Source organism: Caballeronia pedi (assembly GCF_001544915.2).
Classification (GTDB): Bacteria; Pseudomonadota; Gammaproteobacteria; order Burkholderiales; family Burkholderiaceae; genus Caballeronia; species Caballeronia pedi.
On sequence record NZ_FCOE02000008.1, the window covers coordinates 156,049 to 173,747 of the forward strand.

Below are 17,699 nucleotides of genomic sequence, written 5' to 3' on the forward strand. Positions count from 1 at the left end.
CTGCTTATCAAATACCTAAAAACTCGCGACGCGCTTCGTCGTCGCTGGCGAATGCGTTCATCGCGCCTCGATAGCGTATCTGGCCTTTTTCCAGCACATAGACGCGGTCGCTGACGAGTTGCGCGAAATGCAGGTTCTGCTCGGACAATAGAATCGCGAGCCCTTCGCGTTTCAGTTCGAGAATCATATCGGCCATCTGCTCGACGATCACGGGCGCGACGCCTTCCGATGGCTCATCGAGCAGCACGAGGCGCGGATTGCCCATCAGCGTACGCGACACGGTCAGCATTTGCTGCTCGCCGCCGCTCATTCGGCTCGCGCGACGGTTGCGCATCTCGCCGAGATTCGGGAACACGCGAAAGAGCTTGTCAGGCGTCCACAGCGGCGCATCATCGCGCGGCGGCTGACGGCCCGTGTCGAGATTCTCCATCACGGTCAGGTCGCCGAACACGCGGCGATCCTCGGGCACGTAGCCCAGACCCCTGCGCGCGATGCGATACGGCGCCATGCCTGCGATGCTCTCGCCCATGAACGACACCGCGCCCGAGATGCGCGGCAAAAGGCCCATCACGGCTTTCATCGTCGTCGACTTGCCTGCGCCGTTGCGGCCCATCAGCGCGACGACTTCGCCGCGCTGCACTTCGAAGCCGACACCGAACAGGATCTGCGCGCGGCCATAGAACGCATTCAGCGCGTCGACTTTCAGCAGCGTCATGACGATGCTCCCGCGCCCAGCGCCGCACGCGGCGCGAACGACGCGCCCGTGCCGAGATAGACCTCGCGCACACGCGCATCGTTGCGAATAGTGTCCGCATCGCCTTGCGCGATCAGACGGCCGCGCGCGAGCACGATCAGCCTGTCGGCGTGCTCGAACACCACGTCCATGCTGTGCTCCGTGAACAGCACGCCGATGTTGCGCTCCTTCGCGAGACGCGCGGTAAGCGTCATCAGCTCATTGCGTTCCTGCGGCGCCATGCCCGCGGTGGGTTCGTCCATCAACAGAAGCCTTGGATGGTTTGCGAGCGCGATCGCCAGTTCGACGCGCTTCACATCGCCGTATGCGAGCACCGCGCAACTGCGGCGCGCGTGCGCCGTCATGCCGACGAGATCGAGCAAGGCCATCGCTTCATCTGCCTTCCATGACGCGACACGCCCGAACAGGCTATGGATGCGCCGCTCGCGCGACAGCAGCGCCATCTGTACGTTTTCGAGCACGGTCATCGAATTGAAGGTCGCGGCGATCTGGAACGTGCGGCCCACGCCGAGCCGCCAGATGTCGCGCGGTCGCATGCCGGCGATGTCGCGTCCGTCTAGACGGATCGAGCCCGCACTCGGTCTGAGCTGTCCGTTGATCATGTTGAAGCATGTCGATTTGCCCGCGCCGTTCGGGCCGATCAGCGCAAGCAGGCGTCCTGCTTCGAGATCGAACGATACGTCGTCGACGGCCTGCACGCCGTCGAAAGACTTCGAGAGATGCGCGATGGACAGCAGCGTCATTGCTCCTCCCGGAAGAAGCGATCGCGCACGAAGCCCGCGATGCCTTGCGGAAACGCAATGACGAGCACGAGAATCGCCGCGCCGAGCAGCGCCTGCCAGTAGTCGGTCTGTCGCGCGACGGTGTCCTGCAGCCAGGTGAACACGCTCGCGCCGACGATCGGTCCGGCCAGCGTCTGAATGCCGCCGAGCAGGACCATCACGAGGCCATCGACCGAGCGGCCCACGCTGATGACTTCGGGCGAGATATTGCCCTTCGAGAACGCATAGAGCGAGCCCGCCAGCCCGCACACGAGCGACGCGACGACGAACGCGGCCCACTGCACGCGCGCGACGTTCACGCCGATCGCTTCGGCGCGCAAGGGCGAGTCGCGGCCCGCGCGCATCGCGAAGCCCAGCGGCGAGAACAGCATGCGGCGCAACAGCCAGATGCCGAGCACCGCGAATACGAGCGTGAGGTAATAGAACGCGACGGGCGATGCGAGCCACGGCGACGGCCAGATGCCCAGAATGCCGTTGCTGCCGCCCGTCACCGCATCCCATTGAAAGACGACGGACCACACGATCTGCGCGAACGCGAGCGTGAGCATCGCCAGATACACACCGGAGAGACGCACGCAGAACCAGCCGAACACGAGCGCGCCCATGCCCGCGAGGAGCGGGCCGAGCACGAGCGCGGCTTCCATCGGCAGCGCGAAGACTTTGAGGAACAAAGCCGCGCCATATGCGCCGAGTCCGAAGTACGCCGCATGACCAAACGAATGCATGCCGCCCGGTCCCATGATGAAGTGCAGGCTCGCGGCGAACAGCACCGCGATCATGATCTCGACCAGCAGCACGGGCAGATACGGAAACGCATCGGCGGCGAGCGGTGCGAGCGCGAGCGCGATCACCACGACCGCCGCGCCGATCTTCATGGTGCGCGTGGCGGGCCGCAAAGGTTGATCGGCGGGCGCGGCGGAACGGGCGACGGCCTGCGCGCGCCCGAACAATCCCCACGGACGCAGCACCAGCACGACGGCCATCACGACGAACTCCGCGACGAGCGTGAACTTCGACAACGAGAAGTCGATGCCCGCGATCGACACATGCCCGATGCCGATGCACATCGCCTTGATCTCCGCGATCAGCAATGCGGCGACGAACGCGCCAGGTATCGAACCCATTCCACCGACCACGACCACGACGAACGCATTGCCGATGGTCTCGAGATCGAGCGACAGGTTCGCGGACATGCGCGGCACCTGCAGCGCGCCGCCGAGTCCCGCGAGCAGTGCGCCGACGAAGAACACGCCGGTGAAAAGCCACGCCTGATTGACGCCGAGCGCGCCGAGCATCTCGCGATCAGCGCTCGCCGCGCGCACCAGCGTGCCCCAGCGCGTGCGCGTGAGCGCATACCAGAGCGCGAGCAGCACGAGCGGACCGATGACGATCAACGCGAGATCGTAAGTGGGCAACGCATGGCCGAGCAACTGCACGGCGCCTTCGAGATGCGGCGCGCGCGGACCGAACAGATCTTCCGGTCCCCACACGTAGAGCGCGGCATCGCGAATGATCAGCACGAGCGCAAAGGTGGCGAGCAGATGAAAGAGTTCGGGCGCGCGATAAATGCGCCTCAGCACGCCCACTTCCATCGCCGCGCCGATCGCGCCGACCAGGAGCGCCGCGCCCGCCACCGACGCCCAGAAGCCCGCGACGGTCGCGCCGAAGCGGCTCGTGAAGCTATACGCGATATACACGCCGAGCATGTACAGCGAGCCATGCGCGAAGTTGACGATGCGCGTGACGCCGAAGATGAGCGACAGGCCCGACGCGACGAGAAAGAGCGCACAGGCATCGGCCAGGCCGTTGACGAGTTGGACGAGCAGGTTGGAGAGCATCGGGCTCTGTGGACGTTCGAAGCGAAAGAGCCGACATTATCGATGAATTGCGCAACGAACTCCCGAACCGCACACGGCAAGAATGATTCGCGTGCGGCCGCTGGAAAAAACGTATTGACGGCGTTTATGTCTCGCGTATCCTCGTTGAAGGGCAATTGTCGGCATTGCAACGTCGGCAATCGCCCTGCCAATCAACTCGCCAAACGAGTGTTATCGTGAAAGCCCAAAGCCCTCTGGCCCGTCGGAGCGTGTACCGCTCCTGCGCCGATCGCTGCGGCACGACTTCCGGGCGCCGCTTCCTGTCGGTTCTGACCGTTCTTTCCCGCCGCTGTGTGCGGCGTCGCAACGTCGTCTCTGCGCGTGCGTTCATCGCCGTGGAGCGCGTTGGCGCAGCGTCACTGCTGCCGTAGCGCCTCTTCCCGTTTCCCTTCGCTAGCTGACTGGTTCGCGCGCGTGCGTCCGCACGCGTGAATGCGCGCGCCTTCCTTCATTGCGCCTTCGCGATGCATCGCACAGGCCGTGGATGCATGCGCCTGCTCAATACACGAGAACGATAATGGAACGCATCGACGAATTCCTCCGAAAACATCGCATCACCGAAATCGAAGCGATCATTCCCGATATGGCCGGCACCGCGCGCGGCAAGATCATTCCGCGCAGCAAGTTCGAATCGGGCGAATCGATGCGCCTGCCGCAAGCCGTGATGATCCAGACCGTCACGGGCGATTATCCCGTCGATGGCAGCTTCACCGGCGTCACCGATCCCGACATGGTGTGCGTGCCCGATCCCGCGACGATCCGCCTGATTCCGTGGGCCGCCGATCCGACCGCGCAGGTCATCCACGATTGCGTGCATTTCGACGGCACGCCCGTCGCCATTTCGCCGCGCCGCGTGTTGCGGCAAGTGCTGCAGAAATTCGCCGAGAAGGGCTGGCGGCCGGTCGTCGCGCCCGAACTCGAATTCTTTCTCGTCGACATGAACCGCGATCCGGACCTGCCGCTGCAGCCGCCCGTCGGCAGAACCGGGCGCGCGGAAACGGGACGTCAGGCGTATTCGATCGATGCGGTCAACGAGTTCGATCCGCTCTTCGAAGACATCTACGAGTATTGCGAAGTGCAGGAACTCGAAGTCGACACGCTGATTCACGAAGTGGGCGCGGCGCAGATGGAAATCAACTTCATGCACGGCGATGCGCTCAATCTCGCGGACCGCGTGTTTCTCTTCAAGCGCACGGTGCGCGAGGCGGCGCTGCGCCACAAGATGTACGCGACCTTCATGGCCAAGCCGATGGAAACCGAGCCGGGTTCGGCAATGCACGTGCATCAGAGCATCGTCGATGAAGAGACCGGGCGCAATCTCTTCACCAATCGCGAAGGTGAACCGACCGGGCTTTTCTATAGCTACATCGCGGGCCTGCAGAAATACACGCCCGCGCTCATGCCGATCTTCGCGCCGTATATCAATTCGTATCGCCGGTTATCGCGCTTCATGGCCGCGCCGATCAACGTGCAATGGGGCTACGACAATCGCACCGTGGGCTTTCGCGTGCCGCATTCGTCGCCACAGGCGCGGCGCATCGAGAATCGCATACCGGGCGTCGACTGCAACCCGTATCTCGCGATCGCGGCGACACTGGCGGCCGGTTACCTCGGCATGACGCAGCATCTCGAACCGACCGAGCCGCTTGCGAGCGACGGCTATCGCCAGCCGTATCAGCTACCGCGCAATCTCGAAGAAGGCCTCACGCTGATGGGCGCTTGCGAGCCGCTCGCCGAGATGTTCGGCGAGAAGTTCGTGCGCGCGTTTCTCGCGCTGAAGGAAACGGAATATGAAGCGTTCTTCCGCGTGATCAGTTCGTGGGAACGCAAGCATCTGCTACTGCACGTCTGATATCGGGAGAAGACGACATGAACGATCGAATCGACTCGACAGCCCATTACCGCGCGCTCGACGCCGCGCATCATCTGCATCCGTTCTCCGACATGGGCGCGCTCAATCGCGCGGGCAGCCGCGTGATCGTGAAGGCCGAGGGCGTTTATCTGTGGGACTCGGACGGCAATCGCATCATCGACGGCATGGCCGGTTTGTGGTGCGTGAACGTGGGCTATGGACGCCGCGAACTCGCGGATGCCGCGCTGAAGCAGATGCAGGCGCTGCCCTACTACAACACCTTCTTCAAGACGACGCATCCGCCGGTGATCGAACTCTCCGCCTTGCTCGCGGAACTCGCGCCCGCGCGATTCAATCGCTTTCTCTATTGCAACAGCGGCTCGGAAGCCAACGATACGGCGCTGCGCGCGGTGCATCGTTACTGGGCCGTGCAAGGCAAGCCGAAGAAGCGCTATGTAATCGCGCGCAGAAATGCTTATCACGGCTCGACCATCGCGGGCGCCACGCTCGGCGGCATGAGCTATATGCACGAGCAGATGCCGTCGAAGATGGAGCATGTCGCGCATATCGATCAGCCTTACTGGTTCGGCGAAGGCGGCGCGATGAGCGCGGACGCGTTCGGCCTCGCGCGGGCGCGTCAGCTCGAAGAGAAGATCATCGAACTCGGCGCGGACAACGTCGCGGCGTTCATCGGCGAGCCGTTTCAGGGTGCGGGCGGCGTGATCTTTCCGCCAGCGAGCTATTGGCCGGAGATCGAGCGTATCTGCCGCAAGCATGATGTGTTGCTGATCGCCGATGAAGTAATCGGTGGCTTCGGGCGTACGGGGGAATGGTTCGCGCATCGGCACTTCGGCTTCGAGCCGGATGTCATCACGATGGCCAAGGGTCTCACGAGCGGCTATGTGCCGATGGGCGCGGTCGCGTTATCGGACACCATCGCGGATGCGATCGTGAACAGCGGCGAGTTCAATCACGGCTTCACGTATTCGGGGCATCCCGTCGCTGCCGCTGTCGCCGTGGCGAATCTGAAGTTGCTGCGCGACGAAGGCATCGTGGACAGCGTGAAGAACGATACAGGTCCGTACTTTCAACAGCGCTTGCGCGACGCGCTGGGCGATCATCCGATCGTCGGAGAGATTGCGGGCGCGGGGCTCGTCGCGGGCATTCAGTTGGCCGTCGATCGCGTGACGAGAAAGCGCTTCGCCAATGGCGACGATATCGGCACCCTGTGCCGCGATTTCTGCTTTGCGGGCAACCTCGTGATGCGCGCGAGTCACGATCGCATGTTGCTGTCGCCGCCGCTCGTCGTCACGCATGACGAGATCGACGAGATCGTCGACAAGGCCAAAGCCGCGCTCGACGCGACATCACACTCGATCACGCACGCCGCTTGACGAAGTATTCCGCCGCCATGTGCCGGAAGGCCGTGACGGCGGGATTGTCCTGATCCGTGCGCCACGCCATGCTCATTTCCGCCTGAACGGTATTGCCGGCGATGTCCCTGAACTCGACGTTGTCGTAATGAAACCGCTGCGACGATGCGGGAAGAATCGACACGCCCAGGCCCGCGCGCACGAGCGACAGAATGGTCGGCGTCTGATCGATGTATTGCGTGAAATGCGGCTTCACGTCATCGGCGACGAGCATGCTCATGATGCGATCGTGGAAGTATTTGCCGTGCGTGGGCGAATGCATGATAAACGCCTGCTCGTGCAACTGCGCGAGTTCGAGCTGTTCGAAGCGGCACAGTTCGTGTCTTGCAGGCAGCGCGACGATCATCGGCTCACGATCGACGAGAAGGAACTCCACTTTCTGACGCGACGGCAGCGGCCGCATGAAGCCGAGGTCGATCGCGTTCGCCTCGAAGCCTTCGATCTGCGCGACCGAGATCATCTCCAGCAACACGACATCGATATCCGGCAAGTCATGCTTCGCCGCGACCAGTAACTCGGGGATCAACTCGTAGCCCGCCGCGCCCGTGAAGCCGATTCGCACGCGCCCGGTCTTGCCCTTGCTCGCGCGCCTGACCGTGCTTTCGGCCTGCTCGGAGAGGTTGAGCAGACGCGTTGCGTCCGCGAGAAACACGCGCCCTTCGGTGGTCAGCTTGACGGCGCGGCCGACGCGTTCGAAAAGCTGCACGCCCAGGTTCTCTTCCAGCAGATGAATCTGTCTGGAAAGAGGCGGCTGCGTCATGTGGAGCAATGCCGCCGCGCGCCTGAAATTCAGTTCCGTCGCGGCGGCGACAAAGCAACGCACTTGTCCGAGATCGAGCATTCGTAATCGACGTTGAAGTGATAGCCGATCATTATATGTTCGCCCCCGACGCGTTCACATCGATATTCAGGTCGTCAGGCTGCCTTCGGGACGTTGTCCCGCGAGACCCTGAGCAAGACTCGCGAGCACCATCTCGCCCATCGCGGTGCGCGATTCCACCGTCGCGCTTGCGCGATGCGCCTGCAGCACGACGCGATCCATGCCGAACAGTTCGACGGGCACATTGGGTTCATCGACGAACACGTCGAGGCCCGCGCCTGCGATCGCGCCACGCGACAATGCTTCGACGAGATCGCTTTCCACCACGAGCTTGCCGCGCGCGATGTTGATGAGATAGCCATCCTTGCCCAACGCATCGAGCACGGCGGCGTTCACGATGCCCTTCGCCTTGTCGGCCGCCGCTGCAAGAATGAGGATGTCGCTTTCGCGAGCGAGCGACAGCAGATCCGGCACGAAGCGATAGTCGACGCCGTCGATCGGGCGTACGTCCGTATAGGCGATCGGGCAGGCGAATGCGGCGGCGCGCTGCGCGATCGCGCGACCGACCTTGCCGAGCCCCACGATGCCCACGCGCTTGCCGCTGAAACGGCGCGCCAACGGAATCGCGCTCGGGCTCGGGTTCTTCACCCATTTGCCGGTCTTCACGAAGTCGTTGCCGGGACAGATCTCACGCAGCACGGTCAGGATCAAACCGATCGCGAGATCGGCCACGTCCTCGGTCAACGCGCCGAACGTGCCCGTCACCGGAATGCCGCGCGAACGTGCGAATTCGAGATCGACCGCATCGGTGCCGACGCCGTTCACCGCGATCACCTGCAACGCGGGCAAGCGCTCGATCAGATCGTTCGAAATGCCCGTATGCCCGCCGGTGATCACGCCGCGAATCGACGCGCCGTGCTCGCGGATATACGCGTCCTTGTCGTCCTGTTCGAACAGGCGATGCATCGTGTAGAGCGCATCCAGCTTCTCGTTGATGGCCGGTACGAGGATAGGGTTCAGTTGCAGAATGCTCGGCTTCAATTCGCGTGCTCCGTGAGTTTTCGTTTCCGATGTGGAGCGGATGATGTCGGCTTTTGCCGGTCGCGTCCAATCCCAAAAGGATATCAATTGATCCACGAATCGAACCAGCGTCGGTAACGCCTGCGATCGATTCAATCCGGGAATCAGGTAATAGCAATAAAAGATTGGACGCTGTTGCGGGCCATCCCCACAATTCGAAGCATCAGAAGGCATATCAACAATAAAGCCTTGAAAATGACATCGGAGACAACAGCGTGAGCCTGCGCCCTACCAGCAACGCCGACGGCATCATTGCTTCCTCGAACGCGGAACCCATCGCGGAGAAGCGCACGAAACATCGCTGGATCGTGATGGGACTGATCTTCTGCATCTGGGCCATCGCATGCGCGGATCGCGCCAATTTCGGCATTGCGCTGCCGTATCTGAAGAAGGAATATCACATCACCAATACCGAAGCGGGGCTCATCGTCAGCCTGTTTTCCTTCGCGTATGGTTTCGTGCAGATTCCTGTCGGCCTCCTCTATAAACGGCTCAGCGAGAAGACCACAGGCTTGCTGTTCTCCGTCTTCATGATCCTGACTTCGGTGTTCACCGGCTTGATGGGCACGACGTCGTCGGTGTTTCTGCTGATGACGTATCGCGTGGGTCTCGGGCTGTCGGAAGGACCGCTCGGCATCGGCTGCACGAACGTCATCAACCGCTGGTTTCCCGCGAAGGAAAAAGGCACCGCAACGGGTCTGTGGATCGCCGCGTCGAAGCTCGGACCGCTGATCGTGCCTTCGGTGTGCCTCATCGTGATCCACTTGTGGGGATGGCGTGAGATCTTCTATGTGTTCGCGATTCCGGGCATTATCCTCGCGCTTGTCTGGCTGATGTTCGTGACGAATTCGCCCGGTGAGAACCGCTTCTGCTCGCCCGCCGAGCGCCGCTATATCGCCGATGAATCGACCGTCGACAGCAACGGCGGCAAGTCGCTCTCCCGCGCGCGCATGACGCCGATGCCCCGGCTCGACGCGATCAACCGCACGAAGCGCGTGCCGCAACTGGAGACGATTCGCCAGGTGTTCGGCTCGTGGAACATCTTCGGCATCGCGCTCGGTTATGGCTGCATGATCGGCATCAGCAACATCTTCATCTCGTGGATTCCCACCTATCTCATCACGGTGAAGGGCTTCGCTTCGGTGAAAATGGGCTTTCTCGCGTCGGCGCCTTTCATCGGCGCGGTGACGGGCAACATGCTCGGCGGCATCATCTCGGATCGGCTGCTCGGCGGCCGCCGCAAGCCAATGATGATGCTCGGCGCGCTCGGCACGATGATCATGACCTTCCTGCTGATCGACGCGCCCGACAGCGTCGCTTACCTCGGCGCGGCGCTGATCATGGCGGGCCTCATGCTGGGTATCGGCTTCGCGGGTTACTCGGCGTATCCGATGGGACTCGCCACCAAGTCGACGTATCCGACCGCGTTCGGCATCGTGAATTCGGTGGGACAGATCGGCGGCGCCTGCGCGCCGCTCGCGGTCGGTTTCCTGCTCGACAGCTATAGCTGGACCGCGGTCTTTCTCTACATGGTCGGAACGGCGACCTTGTGCCTGCTGCTGCTATTGAGCGTGGTCGAGCCGATAGCGGACCAGTCGAAATAAGCAGACCAATCGCGCCGCTTCATGCGGCGCGATGTTTTCCTGCCGCGCAAAATTCATCGTTTCACGAAAGGCACTCCTCGTTCGCGCGCGAAACCAGCATAGTTTCGGCTTCATTCAATACCGGAGCCCAGTGTGTCCGAATCAAACGCAGGTGCAGAAGCAGGCAAACAGATCGAATCAATGTTGAGGGCGTGGAGCCAGGCCGCGGCAACGAAGGACGCTCGCAACCTACGACGCTTCTATGCGGATGACGTCGTCGTGTTCGATATCTTTCCGCCGCTGGCTTCCCAAGGCGCCGATCAGTACTGCGCCGGCTGGCAAGCATGGTTCGACAAGCTGCACGACCCGATATCGTTCGAACTTCAGAACGCCGTCATGGAGGTGCACGGCGAGCTTGCCACGCTGTTCTGTATCAACCGCATCAAAATCGGCGACACCTGCGATCTGGTCCGAACGACCTTGTTTCTGAGGAGGATCGAAGGTGAATGGCTCGTCAGGCACGTGCATACGTCCGTGCCCCTGCCGGTCGAACTGGCGTCAATCGAAGCGTAACCGCTCAGAGCCCGCTATCGACCATATCGAGCAGACGCTCGGCAAGCGGTTCGATCTGCGCGCGCGCAAGACCCTGCAACGGCCCCTCGATCACAAGCAGCGCGAAACCATGCACTGCGCTCCACGCCAGATATTCGGCCTCGGGCCGCCGCTTCGCATCGAGCGCGCCCGTCTCGACCATCTCGTCCAGCGCGCGGCTCAGCAACTGGAACGGATCGAGTCCGCTCGGTCCGGTGCCGTAAGACGCATCGTGTTCGCCCCACTCGCACTGCGGCGCGGCGAACGCGGTGCGAAAGAGCCCGGTTTCCTCCCGCGCGAAGCGCACATAGCCCGTGCCGATGGCTCGCAATCCCGCGCGTGCCGCATCGGCGCGGCGGCGCTTTTTCGGGCGCGCGGCCAACTCTTCTTCCATCGCCTGCGCCACGCGCGACAGCGCCGCCGAACGCACCGCCGATAGCAATTCCAGACGGCTTTCGAAATGACGATAGGCTGCGTTCGGCACGACGCCCGCGCGGCGCGTCGCTTCGCGCAGCACGATCGCATCCGGTCCGCCTTCGCGCGCCAGTTCGATGCCCGCGTCGATCAGCGCGCGGCGCAGATCGCCATGTCGGTACGTGCTGCGCGGCTTTCCATTTGTCATTTTGATTGGTCGGGCTTTCCTCATGTGGACACTGTCCATTATCTCTGCTACTTTTTGTGGACGGTGTACACAACTTCAAAAATAATTGTTCATCGGCGTTTGTCGTTGCTTTGTCACGACGCGGCGGCATCGTTTCCAATACGTGCAAGGAGGCAATCATGACCGGACCAGACGATGTCGCGCGCATCCGCGAACTGATCGAAGCGTGGCGGCAAGCGGTGCTCGCGAAAGACGTCGGCGCGCTCGTCAGTCATTACGCGCCGGATGTCGTCGTGTTCGACGTCGTGCCGCCCGCATCTATCAAGGGCGTCGAGCATTATCGCGAGAACTGGCGGCGCTGGTTCGACAGCATGAAAGGCCCGCTCACGTTCGAGATGCGGGAAGTGGAAGTCGCCGCGAGCGGCGATCTGGCTTATGCGCACTCCGTCAATCGCGTCGCCGTCGGCGAGCAGGAAGACATCGTGCGCGCCACCGTGTGCTTCAGGAAGATCGACGGCGACTGGCGTGTCGTGCACGAACACGCATCGGTGCCGCTCATGATGGATATGGACCCCGACGAAAAGTCATAACGCAAGGAGCAGACATGCAAGTGCAACCCTATCTGTTTTTCGAAGGCCGCTGCGAAGAAGCGATCACGTTTTATCGCGAGAATCTGGGCGCGCAAGTCGTCATGATGATGCGCTTCAGCGAAAATCCGGAAGCCGGCAAGGCTGAAACGGCCAGCGGATGCAGCCTTCCGCCGGGATCGGAAAACAAGATCATGCATGTAGCCTTCACCATTGGCGATTCCATGCTGATGGCGTCCGACGGCATGTGCAGCGGCAAGCCGGAGTTCAAGGGCGTATCGCTCTCGCTCACGGCCAGCGACGAACAGCAGGCGGAAAAGTACTTCAATGCGCTTTCGAATGGCGGCCAGGTGCAGATGCCGATGACGCAAACCTTCTTCGCCAAGCGCTTCGGCATGGTCGCCGACAAGTTCGGCGTCTCGTGGATGGTGCTGGGCGGCGTCGAGCACAAGCCCGCGTGAGCGCATCGTCCGGCTGGAACACCGCTTGCGCACCTTTCATCGCATCAATTCGAAAGGAGACGCACCATGAGCAACTACGCCGGACGTTCTCAGGAAGACCGCATCGCGCAGCGCAAGGGCAAGGCGCAACCGTCGCAGGAACAGCCGGGCGGGTCGATGGCCGAGCCCGGCACCGAACCCGACAAGGACCATAGCAGCGGGCAGTTATCGGAGGAAGGCAAGCGGGTCTGGCGGACGGGTTCGGGTATCGATGGAGGCGGAAAAACCTGACATTCATATCGACCATCGGAAACGTGAAACAATAGCGGGATGCAGAACGCATTGATTGCATCTTGACTGACAGGAGTTTTCGATGAGCGCCCCGCGCAAAAATCAACTTTCAGGCTCGGACATGCCTGCTGAACAAGCCGATCGTCCGACCCGCGAGGAAGCCGAAGCCGCCGTGCGCGTTCTCTTGCGCTGGGCCGGAGACGACCCGAGCCGCGAGGGACTGCTCGATACCCCGGGCCGCGTCGTGCGCGCCTACGAGGAGTTTTTCGCGGGCTACGATCAGAATCCGCACGAGATCCTCGCGCGCACGTTTTCCGAAGTGCAGGGTTATGACGAGATGATCGTCCTGAAGGACATTCGTTTCGAAAGCTATTGCGAGCATCACATGGTGCCGATCATCGGCCGCGCGCATGTCGCGTATCTGCCGAACAAACGCGTGGTCGGCATTTCGAAGCTCGCGCGCCTCGTCGATGCTTTCGCCAAGCGGCTGCAGATTCAGGAGAAGATGACCGCGCAGATCGCGGATACGCTGAACGAAGTGCTGCAACCGATCGGCGTCGGCGTGATTCTCGAAGCCGCGCATCAATGCATGTCGACGCGCGGCGTGCACAAGGCGGGCGTCGCGATGGTCACGTCGCGTATGCTCGGATCGTTCCGTGACGATCCATCGACGCGACGCGAGTTTCTTTCGATCGTCGGCAACGCGAGCGCGTTCAGCGTATCGAATACATAACGACAGAAAGGGCCTCGCGGCCCTTTCTTCATTTCATGCGCCGAATCCGTTGCCTGGCACGTCCGGGCCGCTGCCTTCGCGGATCTTGCCCTGCGACACGTTGCTGCCCGGCGGCACGCTGTGCGTCAGCCACACATTGCCGCCGATGACCGACCCCTTGCCGATCGTCACGCGGCCGAGAATGGTCGCGCCCGCGTAAATGACGACATCGTCCTCGACGACAGGATGCCGCGCGTTGCCCTTCACGAGCGCGCCATCGCTGGTCGAAGGAAAGCTCTTCGCGCCGAGCGTCACGGCCTGATAGACACGCACATGCTGGCCGATCACCGCCGTCTCGCCAATCACGACGCCCGTGCCGTGATCGATGAAGAAGCTCGGCCCGATCGTCGCGCCCGGGTGAATGTCGATGCCCGTCAGCGAATGCGCGATTTCGTTGATGAAGCGCGCGAGCAACGGCACGCCGAGCTTGTGCAGCGCGTGCGCGAGCCGATGATGCGTCATCGCCCAGATGCCCGGATAGCACAGCAGAATCTCGGTGATATGCTGCGCGGCGGGATCGCCGGTGAACGCCGCCTGGATATCGCTCACGAGCAGCGCGCGGATCTGCGGCAACTGCGAGCCGAATTCACGCGCAACTGCGAAAGCCTGCGCGGAGAGTTCGGCGTCGCTCGTATCGCGATGCTCGGGGAGGAAACGCAACGCACGGCGAATCTGCTCGTGCAGCAGGCGCAAGTTGCTTTCGAGGGTCTGGCCGACGTAGTAATCGACGCTTTCGTCGGTCAGATCGGGCGCGCCGTAATGCGTGGGAAACAGCGCGGAACGCAGACCATTGACGATCCTGACGATCGCCTCGCGTGAAGGCAGTTCGCGGATGCCGAGCGGATGCCGCGTGCGATGCAGCTCTTCGCGCGACTGGCGCAAGTCCGCGACGATGCGCGCGAGACCCCATTCCTGAGGCGTGTCGCGCGATGCTGTTTCGCGAGTGGATTCGGGCGGCGCAATGGAGCCAAGCGTGGGCGTATTCTGCATGTCGGCGATGAAGCAAGAGAAGCGGCCGCCGCGCTTCGCGCGACGGGTCAAACGTCAAGAGTAACCGGTTTTGCCGAAGCCTGCCGCCCGGCGGCTCGCGCGTCCGTATTGCCGATGCTTCATCCGGGCATCGCTCACACCGTTACGTTGCTGGCGTCGATCCAGCGCACGGCCCAGTCGCGCGCGTGCGCGATGGCGGCGTCTGCGTCGCGAAATCGCAGCTCCGACGGAAAGAAGCGGTTCGCGACGAGTTCGCCATCGCTCGATCGCGAGATCACCACATACGGCTGGTAGCTGCCATCTCCGGCCCGGGCGGGCGCGCAGTTCAGAAGGTAGCCTCGATGTGAAAAGGCTGCATCGTGTTGCATGAGTCACCTGTGTGAAAGTGCCCTGCTCGTTCGAGTCGCATTGCTCTTCTTCGACGGCAACGTGAAACGCGCCCTCCTGATTGTTCGCGTCCCGCCTGTTGCGCTTTGCCGCCGACAGGTTCCAAATAATACTTGCAGGATATCGGCTTGGGGTCGAAAAAAATGGCCGAAATTTTGGCTGTCCAGCAAGGCGCCCTCAGGCAAGGCTCGCGGTTCCGTCGCCAAATATCCGGAATGAGTCTTGCGTAGGGATTGGTCGATTCAGGTCAACGGAGCACGCGATGAGCAACGCTGAAGGCAAGGAGCCGCAAGGCATGCATGTCGGTCCGCAGGGCCATTATGAAAAATCGCCGCGCGGTGTCGATGTCGCCAACGATGACGGACCCGACGACACCGTCGACGCCGATATGAAGAGCATCCACGCGCGGCGCGAAGCCGAGATGCGCGCGCGCGAACCGGACGCCGTCATCAACTCGAACGCGACGTCGGTGAACTACGTGGCGGAGCCGGGCGATGGACTCGGCGGCTTCGACAGCCGTCCCGGACGTAACGGCGTGTTGCTCGCGCTCGAACGGGGCTATCGGCTGATCGATCGCGGGATGGTCGCGCCGACGGTGCCCGAGGTCGAGGACAAGCTGCGCTTCCAGGGGCGCGATCCACATGGCCACACCTTGCGCGGGCGCAAGCACTATGCGCTCAATCATCTGCGGCCGTCGCGATTATTCGAACTGGAGCGCAGTTGAGTCTTGATAAGCAAAGAGCCGCCTTGAATAAGCGGCTCTTTGCTTCAACGCGCTTTCAGATCATTTCTTTTCGTCTTTCTTATCGTCCGGCTCGATGCGCGTCACGCCACCCGTAGCGGGCGGATCGCTGGCGGGAAACGTGTCTTCGACGGCCTTGTCGAGATCGTCCTCATCGCGTTCCGAATGAGGATGCTGCTCCTTGACTTTGTTCATCGCGGGCTCCTTTTGGTCGCTGGTTTATCGACATAAACTGAAAGCAACGCGCGTTCCTCGGAGCAGGCACGGCGTATGCGCAGTGACACGGCCAACGAAGCGCCGCATCGCAACAAAATTGATAAACGGGGAAGGCCAGATGACGACGATCCACGCATACGACAATTACCCGCAAGACTCCGCCGAAAACGCACAACTCCAGCCGGCCGCGCGCCATGTCGTCACGCCCGAACAGCGCTTTACCTCCGCGATCGCCTGTCTCGGCGCGGCCTACGCGCTGTCGTGGACCGAGTTCGCTCTGATGCTCGCAATCGGCCTTCCCGGCGACGCGTCGAGCCATCCGCTGGCCGCGTCGATCACCTCGCGCGTGCTGGTCGGTCTGCTTTACGTGTGCGTGGCGTCGCGGCTGCAATGGGCGCGCTGGCTCGCTGTCGCGCTCGGGTTCGTGTCCGTCGCGCTCGTCGCGCCGACGCTCGCGCTGCAATGGCATGTGTTCCCGGCAGGCGCGTTCATCTGCGGCGCGGGACTCGTCTGCAAGTTCGCGGCGTCGCTCTATCTGCTTTCGCCGATGCCCGCGCGCGCTGTGTCCGCGTAGTCATTCGAAACTCGCCGTTTGCAATCCTTGAAGCGGACGCGTCTTTTTCGCCCACGCGCGCGTCGGCACAATGGCTGACCTTCCCTCAACGCAAACTGCGCGAGCCAATCATGAAAATCGCTGTCATCGGCGCCACCGGCACGGTCGGCCGGGCGGTCGCCGCCGAACTGAAGTCCCGTCATGAAGTCTTTGAGATCGGCGCGACGCGCGGCGCGCATCGCGTCGATCTGCTCGATACGAACAGCATCGCGCGCCTGTTCGATGAGATCGGCCGCGTCGATGCAATCGTCGCGACAGCCGGTCATGTGCATTTCGGCCCGCTCGTGAAGATGACGCCCGAGCAATTCCGCCGCGGTCTCGACGACAAGCTGATGGGCCAGGTCAATCTCGTGCTCACCGGGCGCGATCATCTGAACGACGGCGGGTCGTTCACGCTGACGAGCGGCATCGTCGGCGCGGCGCCGATCCGCGAAGGCGCGAGCGCGGCGGCGGTCAACGGCGCGATCGAAGGCTTCGTGCGCGGCGCGGCGATCGAGTTGCCGCGCGGCCTGCGCATCAACGTCGTCAGCCCGACGATGCTGGAGGAAGCGCGCGAAAGCTTCGGTCCGTACTTCCGCGGTTTCGAAGCCGCGAGCGGCGCGCGCGTGGCGCTCGCGTACAGCCGCAGCGTCGAAGGCGCGGAAACCGGGCGCATCTACAACGTGCACTGAGCCTGACACTGACACTGACAGACGCAAAGTGTGCATGGAACACGGCGCGTCGATCGCCTATTCTCGTCGCTTCATGACGCACATGGAGCGACGCGATGCAGTGGAACCGGGACGACTATCGGCTGAGCACCGACATCGATGAATTCGACTTCGATGTCGTGCATCGTTACCTGAGCGAAGTGGCGTACTGGTCGCCCGGCATCGCGCGCGAAAAGGTCGAGCGCGCCGCGCGTCATTCGCTCGCGTTCGGGCTCTTTCGCGGCAGCGCGCAGATCGGCTACGCGCGCATGATCACTGACACCACGACCTTCGCTTATCTCGCCGATGTCTTCGTGCTGCCCGAGCATCAGGGCGCGGGCCTCGGCAAGTGGATGATGCAATGCGTGATGACGCATCCCGATCTGCAAGGTTTGCGCCGCATGATGCTCGTCACGTCCGATGCGCACGGGCTTTATGCGCGCCATGGATTCGCCGCGAGCAGGCATCCCGAGCGCATCATGGAGAGGATCGCGAAGGGCTAGCCGCCTCTTGCGCTCCGCATGTTGCGGCGCGTTGTTTCGTATGAAAATTACAAGAACGGAACAGCGCCGAACTTCGCGCCGGTCAGGGCGTCTTTC

General features: G+C 62.5%; 21 protein-coding genes. 12 read left to right on the top strand and 9 right to left on the bottom strand.

From position 1 onward, the window contains the following. Positions 1-7 precede the first annotated feature (7 nt). The 3 genes from AWB80_RS14770 to AWB80_RS14780 are packed head-to-tail and all read right to left on the bottom strand — an operon-like array spanning position 8 to position 3,374. Positions 8-715 (bottom strand): ABC transporter ATP-binding protein, encoded by a 708-nt coding sequence (locus tag AWB80_RS14770; RefSeq protein ID WP_061175407.1) that lies wholly within the window; start codon positions 713-715, stop codon positions 8-10. Next, positions 712-1,497 (bottom strand): ABC transporter ATP-binding protein, encoded by a 786-nt coding sequence (locus tag AWB80_RS14775; RefSeq protein ID WP_061175408.1) that lies wholly within the window; start codon positions 1,495-1,497, stop codon positions 712-714. Before AWB80_RS14775 ends, AWB80_RS14770 begins: the two co-directional genes overlap by 4 nt. Then, on the bottom strand, positions 1,494-3,374 hold the full coding sequence (locus AWB80_RS14780; RefSeq protein ID WP_061175409.1) for an ABC transporter permease: 1,881 nt from the start codon (positions 3,372-3,374) through the stop codon (positions 1,494-1,496). Before AWB80_RS14780 ends, AWB80_RS14775 begins: the two co-directional genes overlap by 4 nt. 556 nt (positions 3,375-3,930) lie before the next feature. On the opposite strand from AWB80_RS14780, the gene AWB80_RS14790 reads away from it, so the two are divergent. Both AWB80_RS14790 and AWB80_RS14795 read left to right on the top strand, forming a co-directional pair. Next, positions 3,931-5,265, top strand: a complete 1,335-nt coding sequence (locus AWB80_RS14790; protein WP_061175410.1) for a glutamine synthetase family protein — start codon at positions 3,931-3,933, stop codon at positions 5,263-5,265. A 17-nt stretch (positions 5,266-5,282) separates the two neighbouring features. Then, positions 5,283-6,659 (top strand): aspartate aminotransferase family protein, encoded by a 1,377-nt coding sequence (locus AWB80_RS14795; RefSeq protein WP_061175411.1) that lies wholly within the window; start codon positions 5,283-5,285, stop codon positions 6,657-6,659. Here the strand turns inward: AWB80_RS14795 and AWB80_RS14800 are convergent. Both AWB80_RS14800 and AWB80_RS14805 read right to left on the bottom strand, forming a co-directional pair. Then, positions 6,643-7,539: a LysR substrate-binding domain-containing protein gene (locus AWB80_RS14800; RefSeq protein ID WP_061175412.1), complete on the bottom strand. Its 897-nt coding sequence runs from the start codon at positions 7,537-7,539 to the stop codon at positions 6,643-6,645. The genes AWB80_RS14795 and AWB80_RS14800 overlap by 17 nt on opposite strands. 66 nt (positions 7,540-7,605) lie before the next feature. Further along, positions 7,606-8,559, bottom strand: a complete 954-nt coding sequence (locus AWB80_RS14805) for a 2-hydroxyacid dehydrogenase (protein WP_061175413.1) — start codon at positions 8,557-8,559, stop codon at positions 7,606-7,608. 260 nt (positions 8,560-8,819) lie between these two features. On the opposite strand from AWB80_RS14805, the gene AWB80_RS14810 reads away from it, so the two are divergent. Together AWB80_RS14810 and AWB80_RS14815 are read left to right on the top strand one after the other, a co-directional pair. Beyond that, the gene (locus AWB80_RS14810) at positions 8,820-10,202 is read left to right on the top strand and encodes an MFS transporter (protein WP_061175528.1); all 1,383 of its coding nucleotides are present in this window, start codon (positions 8,820-8,822) and stop codon (positions 10,200-10,202) included. A 132-nt stretch (positions 10,203-10,334) separates the two neighbouring features. Next, a complete protein-coding gene (locus AWB80_RS14815) occupies positions 10,335-10,754 on the top strand; it encodes a YybH family protein (protein ID WP_061175414.1) in 420 nt (139 codons plus the stop codon). A gap of 4 nt (positions 10,755-10,758) precedes the next feature. Here AWB80_RS14815 and AWB80_RS14820 read toward each other — a convergent pair whose 3' ends face one another. Beyond that, positions 10,759-11,394, bottom strand: coding sequence for a TetR/AcrR family transcriptional regulator (locus tag AWB80_RS14820; protein ID WP_061175415.1), 636 nt, complete (start codon positions 11,392-11,394; stop codon positions 10,759-10,761). Positions 11,395-11,552: 158 nt separating this feature from the next. Here AWB80_RS14820 and AWB80_RS14825 point away from each other — a divergent pair, with 158 nt between their 5' ends. From AWB80_RS14825 to folE, 4 genes are all read left to right on the top strand, one after another. Then, positions 11,553-11,963, top strand: coding sequence for a YybH family protein (locus tag AWB80_RS14825; RefSeq protein ID WP_061175529.1), 411 nt, complete (start codon positions 11,553-11,555; stop codon positions 11,961-11,963). A gap of 14 nt (positions 11,964-11,977) precedes the next feature. Further along, positions 11,978-12,421 (top strand): VOC family protein, encoded by a 444-nt coding sequence (locus tag AWB80_RS14830; protein ID WP_061175416.1) that lies wholly within the window; start codon positions 11,978-11,980, stop codon positions 12,419-12,421. Between the two features lie 66 nt (positions 12,422-12,487). Beyond that, positions 12,488-12,691: a hypothetical protein gene (locus AWB80_RS14835; RefSeq protein ID WP_061175417.1), complete on the top strand. Its 204-nt coding sequence runs from the start codon at positions 12,488-12,490 to the stop codon at positions 12,689-12,691. Between the two features lie 82 nt (positions 12,692-12,773). Then, complete coding sequence (folE, locus tag AWB80_RS14840) at positions 12,774-13,424, top strand: GTP cyclohydrolase I FolE (protein ID WP_061175418.1); 651 nt, start codon at positions 12,774-12,776, stop codon at positions 13,422-13,424. 33 nt (positions 13,425-13,457) lie between these two features. Here folE and epsC read toward each other — a convergent pair whose 3' ends face one another. Then, positions 13,458-14,453 carry a serine O-acetyltransferase EpsC gene (epsC, locus tag AWB80_RS14845; RefSeq protein ID WP_244206511.1) on the bottom strand — a complete coding sequence of 332 codons (996 nt, stop codon included), beginning with the start codon at positions 14,451-14,453 and terminating at the stop codon, positions 13,458-13,460. 134 nt (positions 14,454-14,587) lie between these two features. Then, positions 14,588-14,821, bottom strand: a complete 234-nt coding sequence (locus tag AWB80_RS14850; protein WP_061175419.1) for a hypothetical protein — start codon at positions 14,819-14,821, stop codon at positions 14,588-14,590. A 281-nt stretch (positions 14,822-15,102) separates the two neighbouring features. Here AWB80_RS14850 and AWB80_RS14855 point away from each other — a divergent pair, with 281 nt between their 5' ends. Continuing rightward, positions 15,103-15,564: a DUF3005 domain-containing protein gene (locus AWB80_RS14855; RefSeq protein ID WP_244206512.1), complete on the top strand. Its 462-nt coding sequence runs from the start codon at positions 15,103-15,105 to the stop codon at positions 15,562-15,564. A gap of 60 nt (positions 15,565-15,624) precedes the next feature. On the opposite strand, the gene AWB80_RS44385 is transcribed toward AWB80_RS14855, so the two are convergent. Then, positions 15,625-15,777, bottom strand: coding sequence for a hypothetical protein (locus AWB80_RS44385; protein ID WP_167390456.1), 153 nt, complete (start codon positions 15,775-15,777; stop codon positions 15,625-15,627). A 139-nt stretch (positions 15,778-15,916) separates the two neighbouring features. Between AWB80_RS44385 and AWB80_RS14860 the strand changes: the two genes are divergently transcribed. The 3 genes from AWB80_RS14860 (at position 15,917) to AWB80_RS14870 (ending at position 17,603) form a co-directional block, all read left to right on the top strand. Then, entirely contained in the window at positions 15,917-16,372 is a 456-nt protein-coding gene (locus AWB80_RS14860) for a hypothetical protein (RefSeq protein WP_061175420.1), read from the top strand. Between the two features lie 107 nt (positions 16,373-16,479). After that, positions 16,480-17,082 carry a short chain dehydrogenase gene (locus AWB80_RS14865; protein ID WP_279628658.1) on the top strand — a complete coding sequence of 201 codons (603 nt, stop codon included), beginning with the start codon at positions 16,480-16,482 and terminating at the stop codon, positions 17,080-17,082. Positions 17,083-17,177: 95 nt separating this feature from the next. Then, positions 17,178-17,603: a GNAT family N-acetyltransferase gene (locus AWB80_RS14870; RefSeq protein WP_061175422.1), complete on the top strand. Its 426-nt coding sequence runs from the start codon at positions 17,178-17,180 to the stop codon at positions 17,601-17,603. The last annotated feature ends 96 nt before the right edge of the window (positions 17,604-17,699 follow it).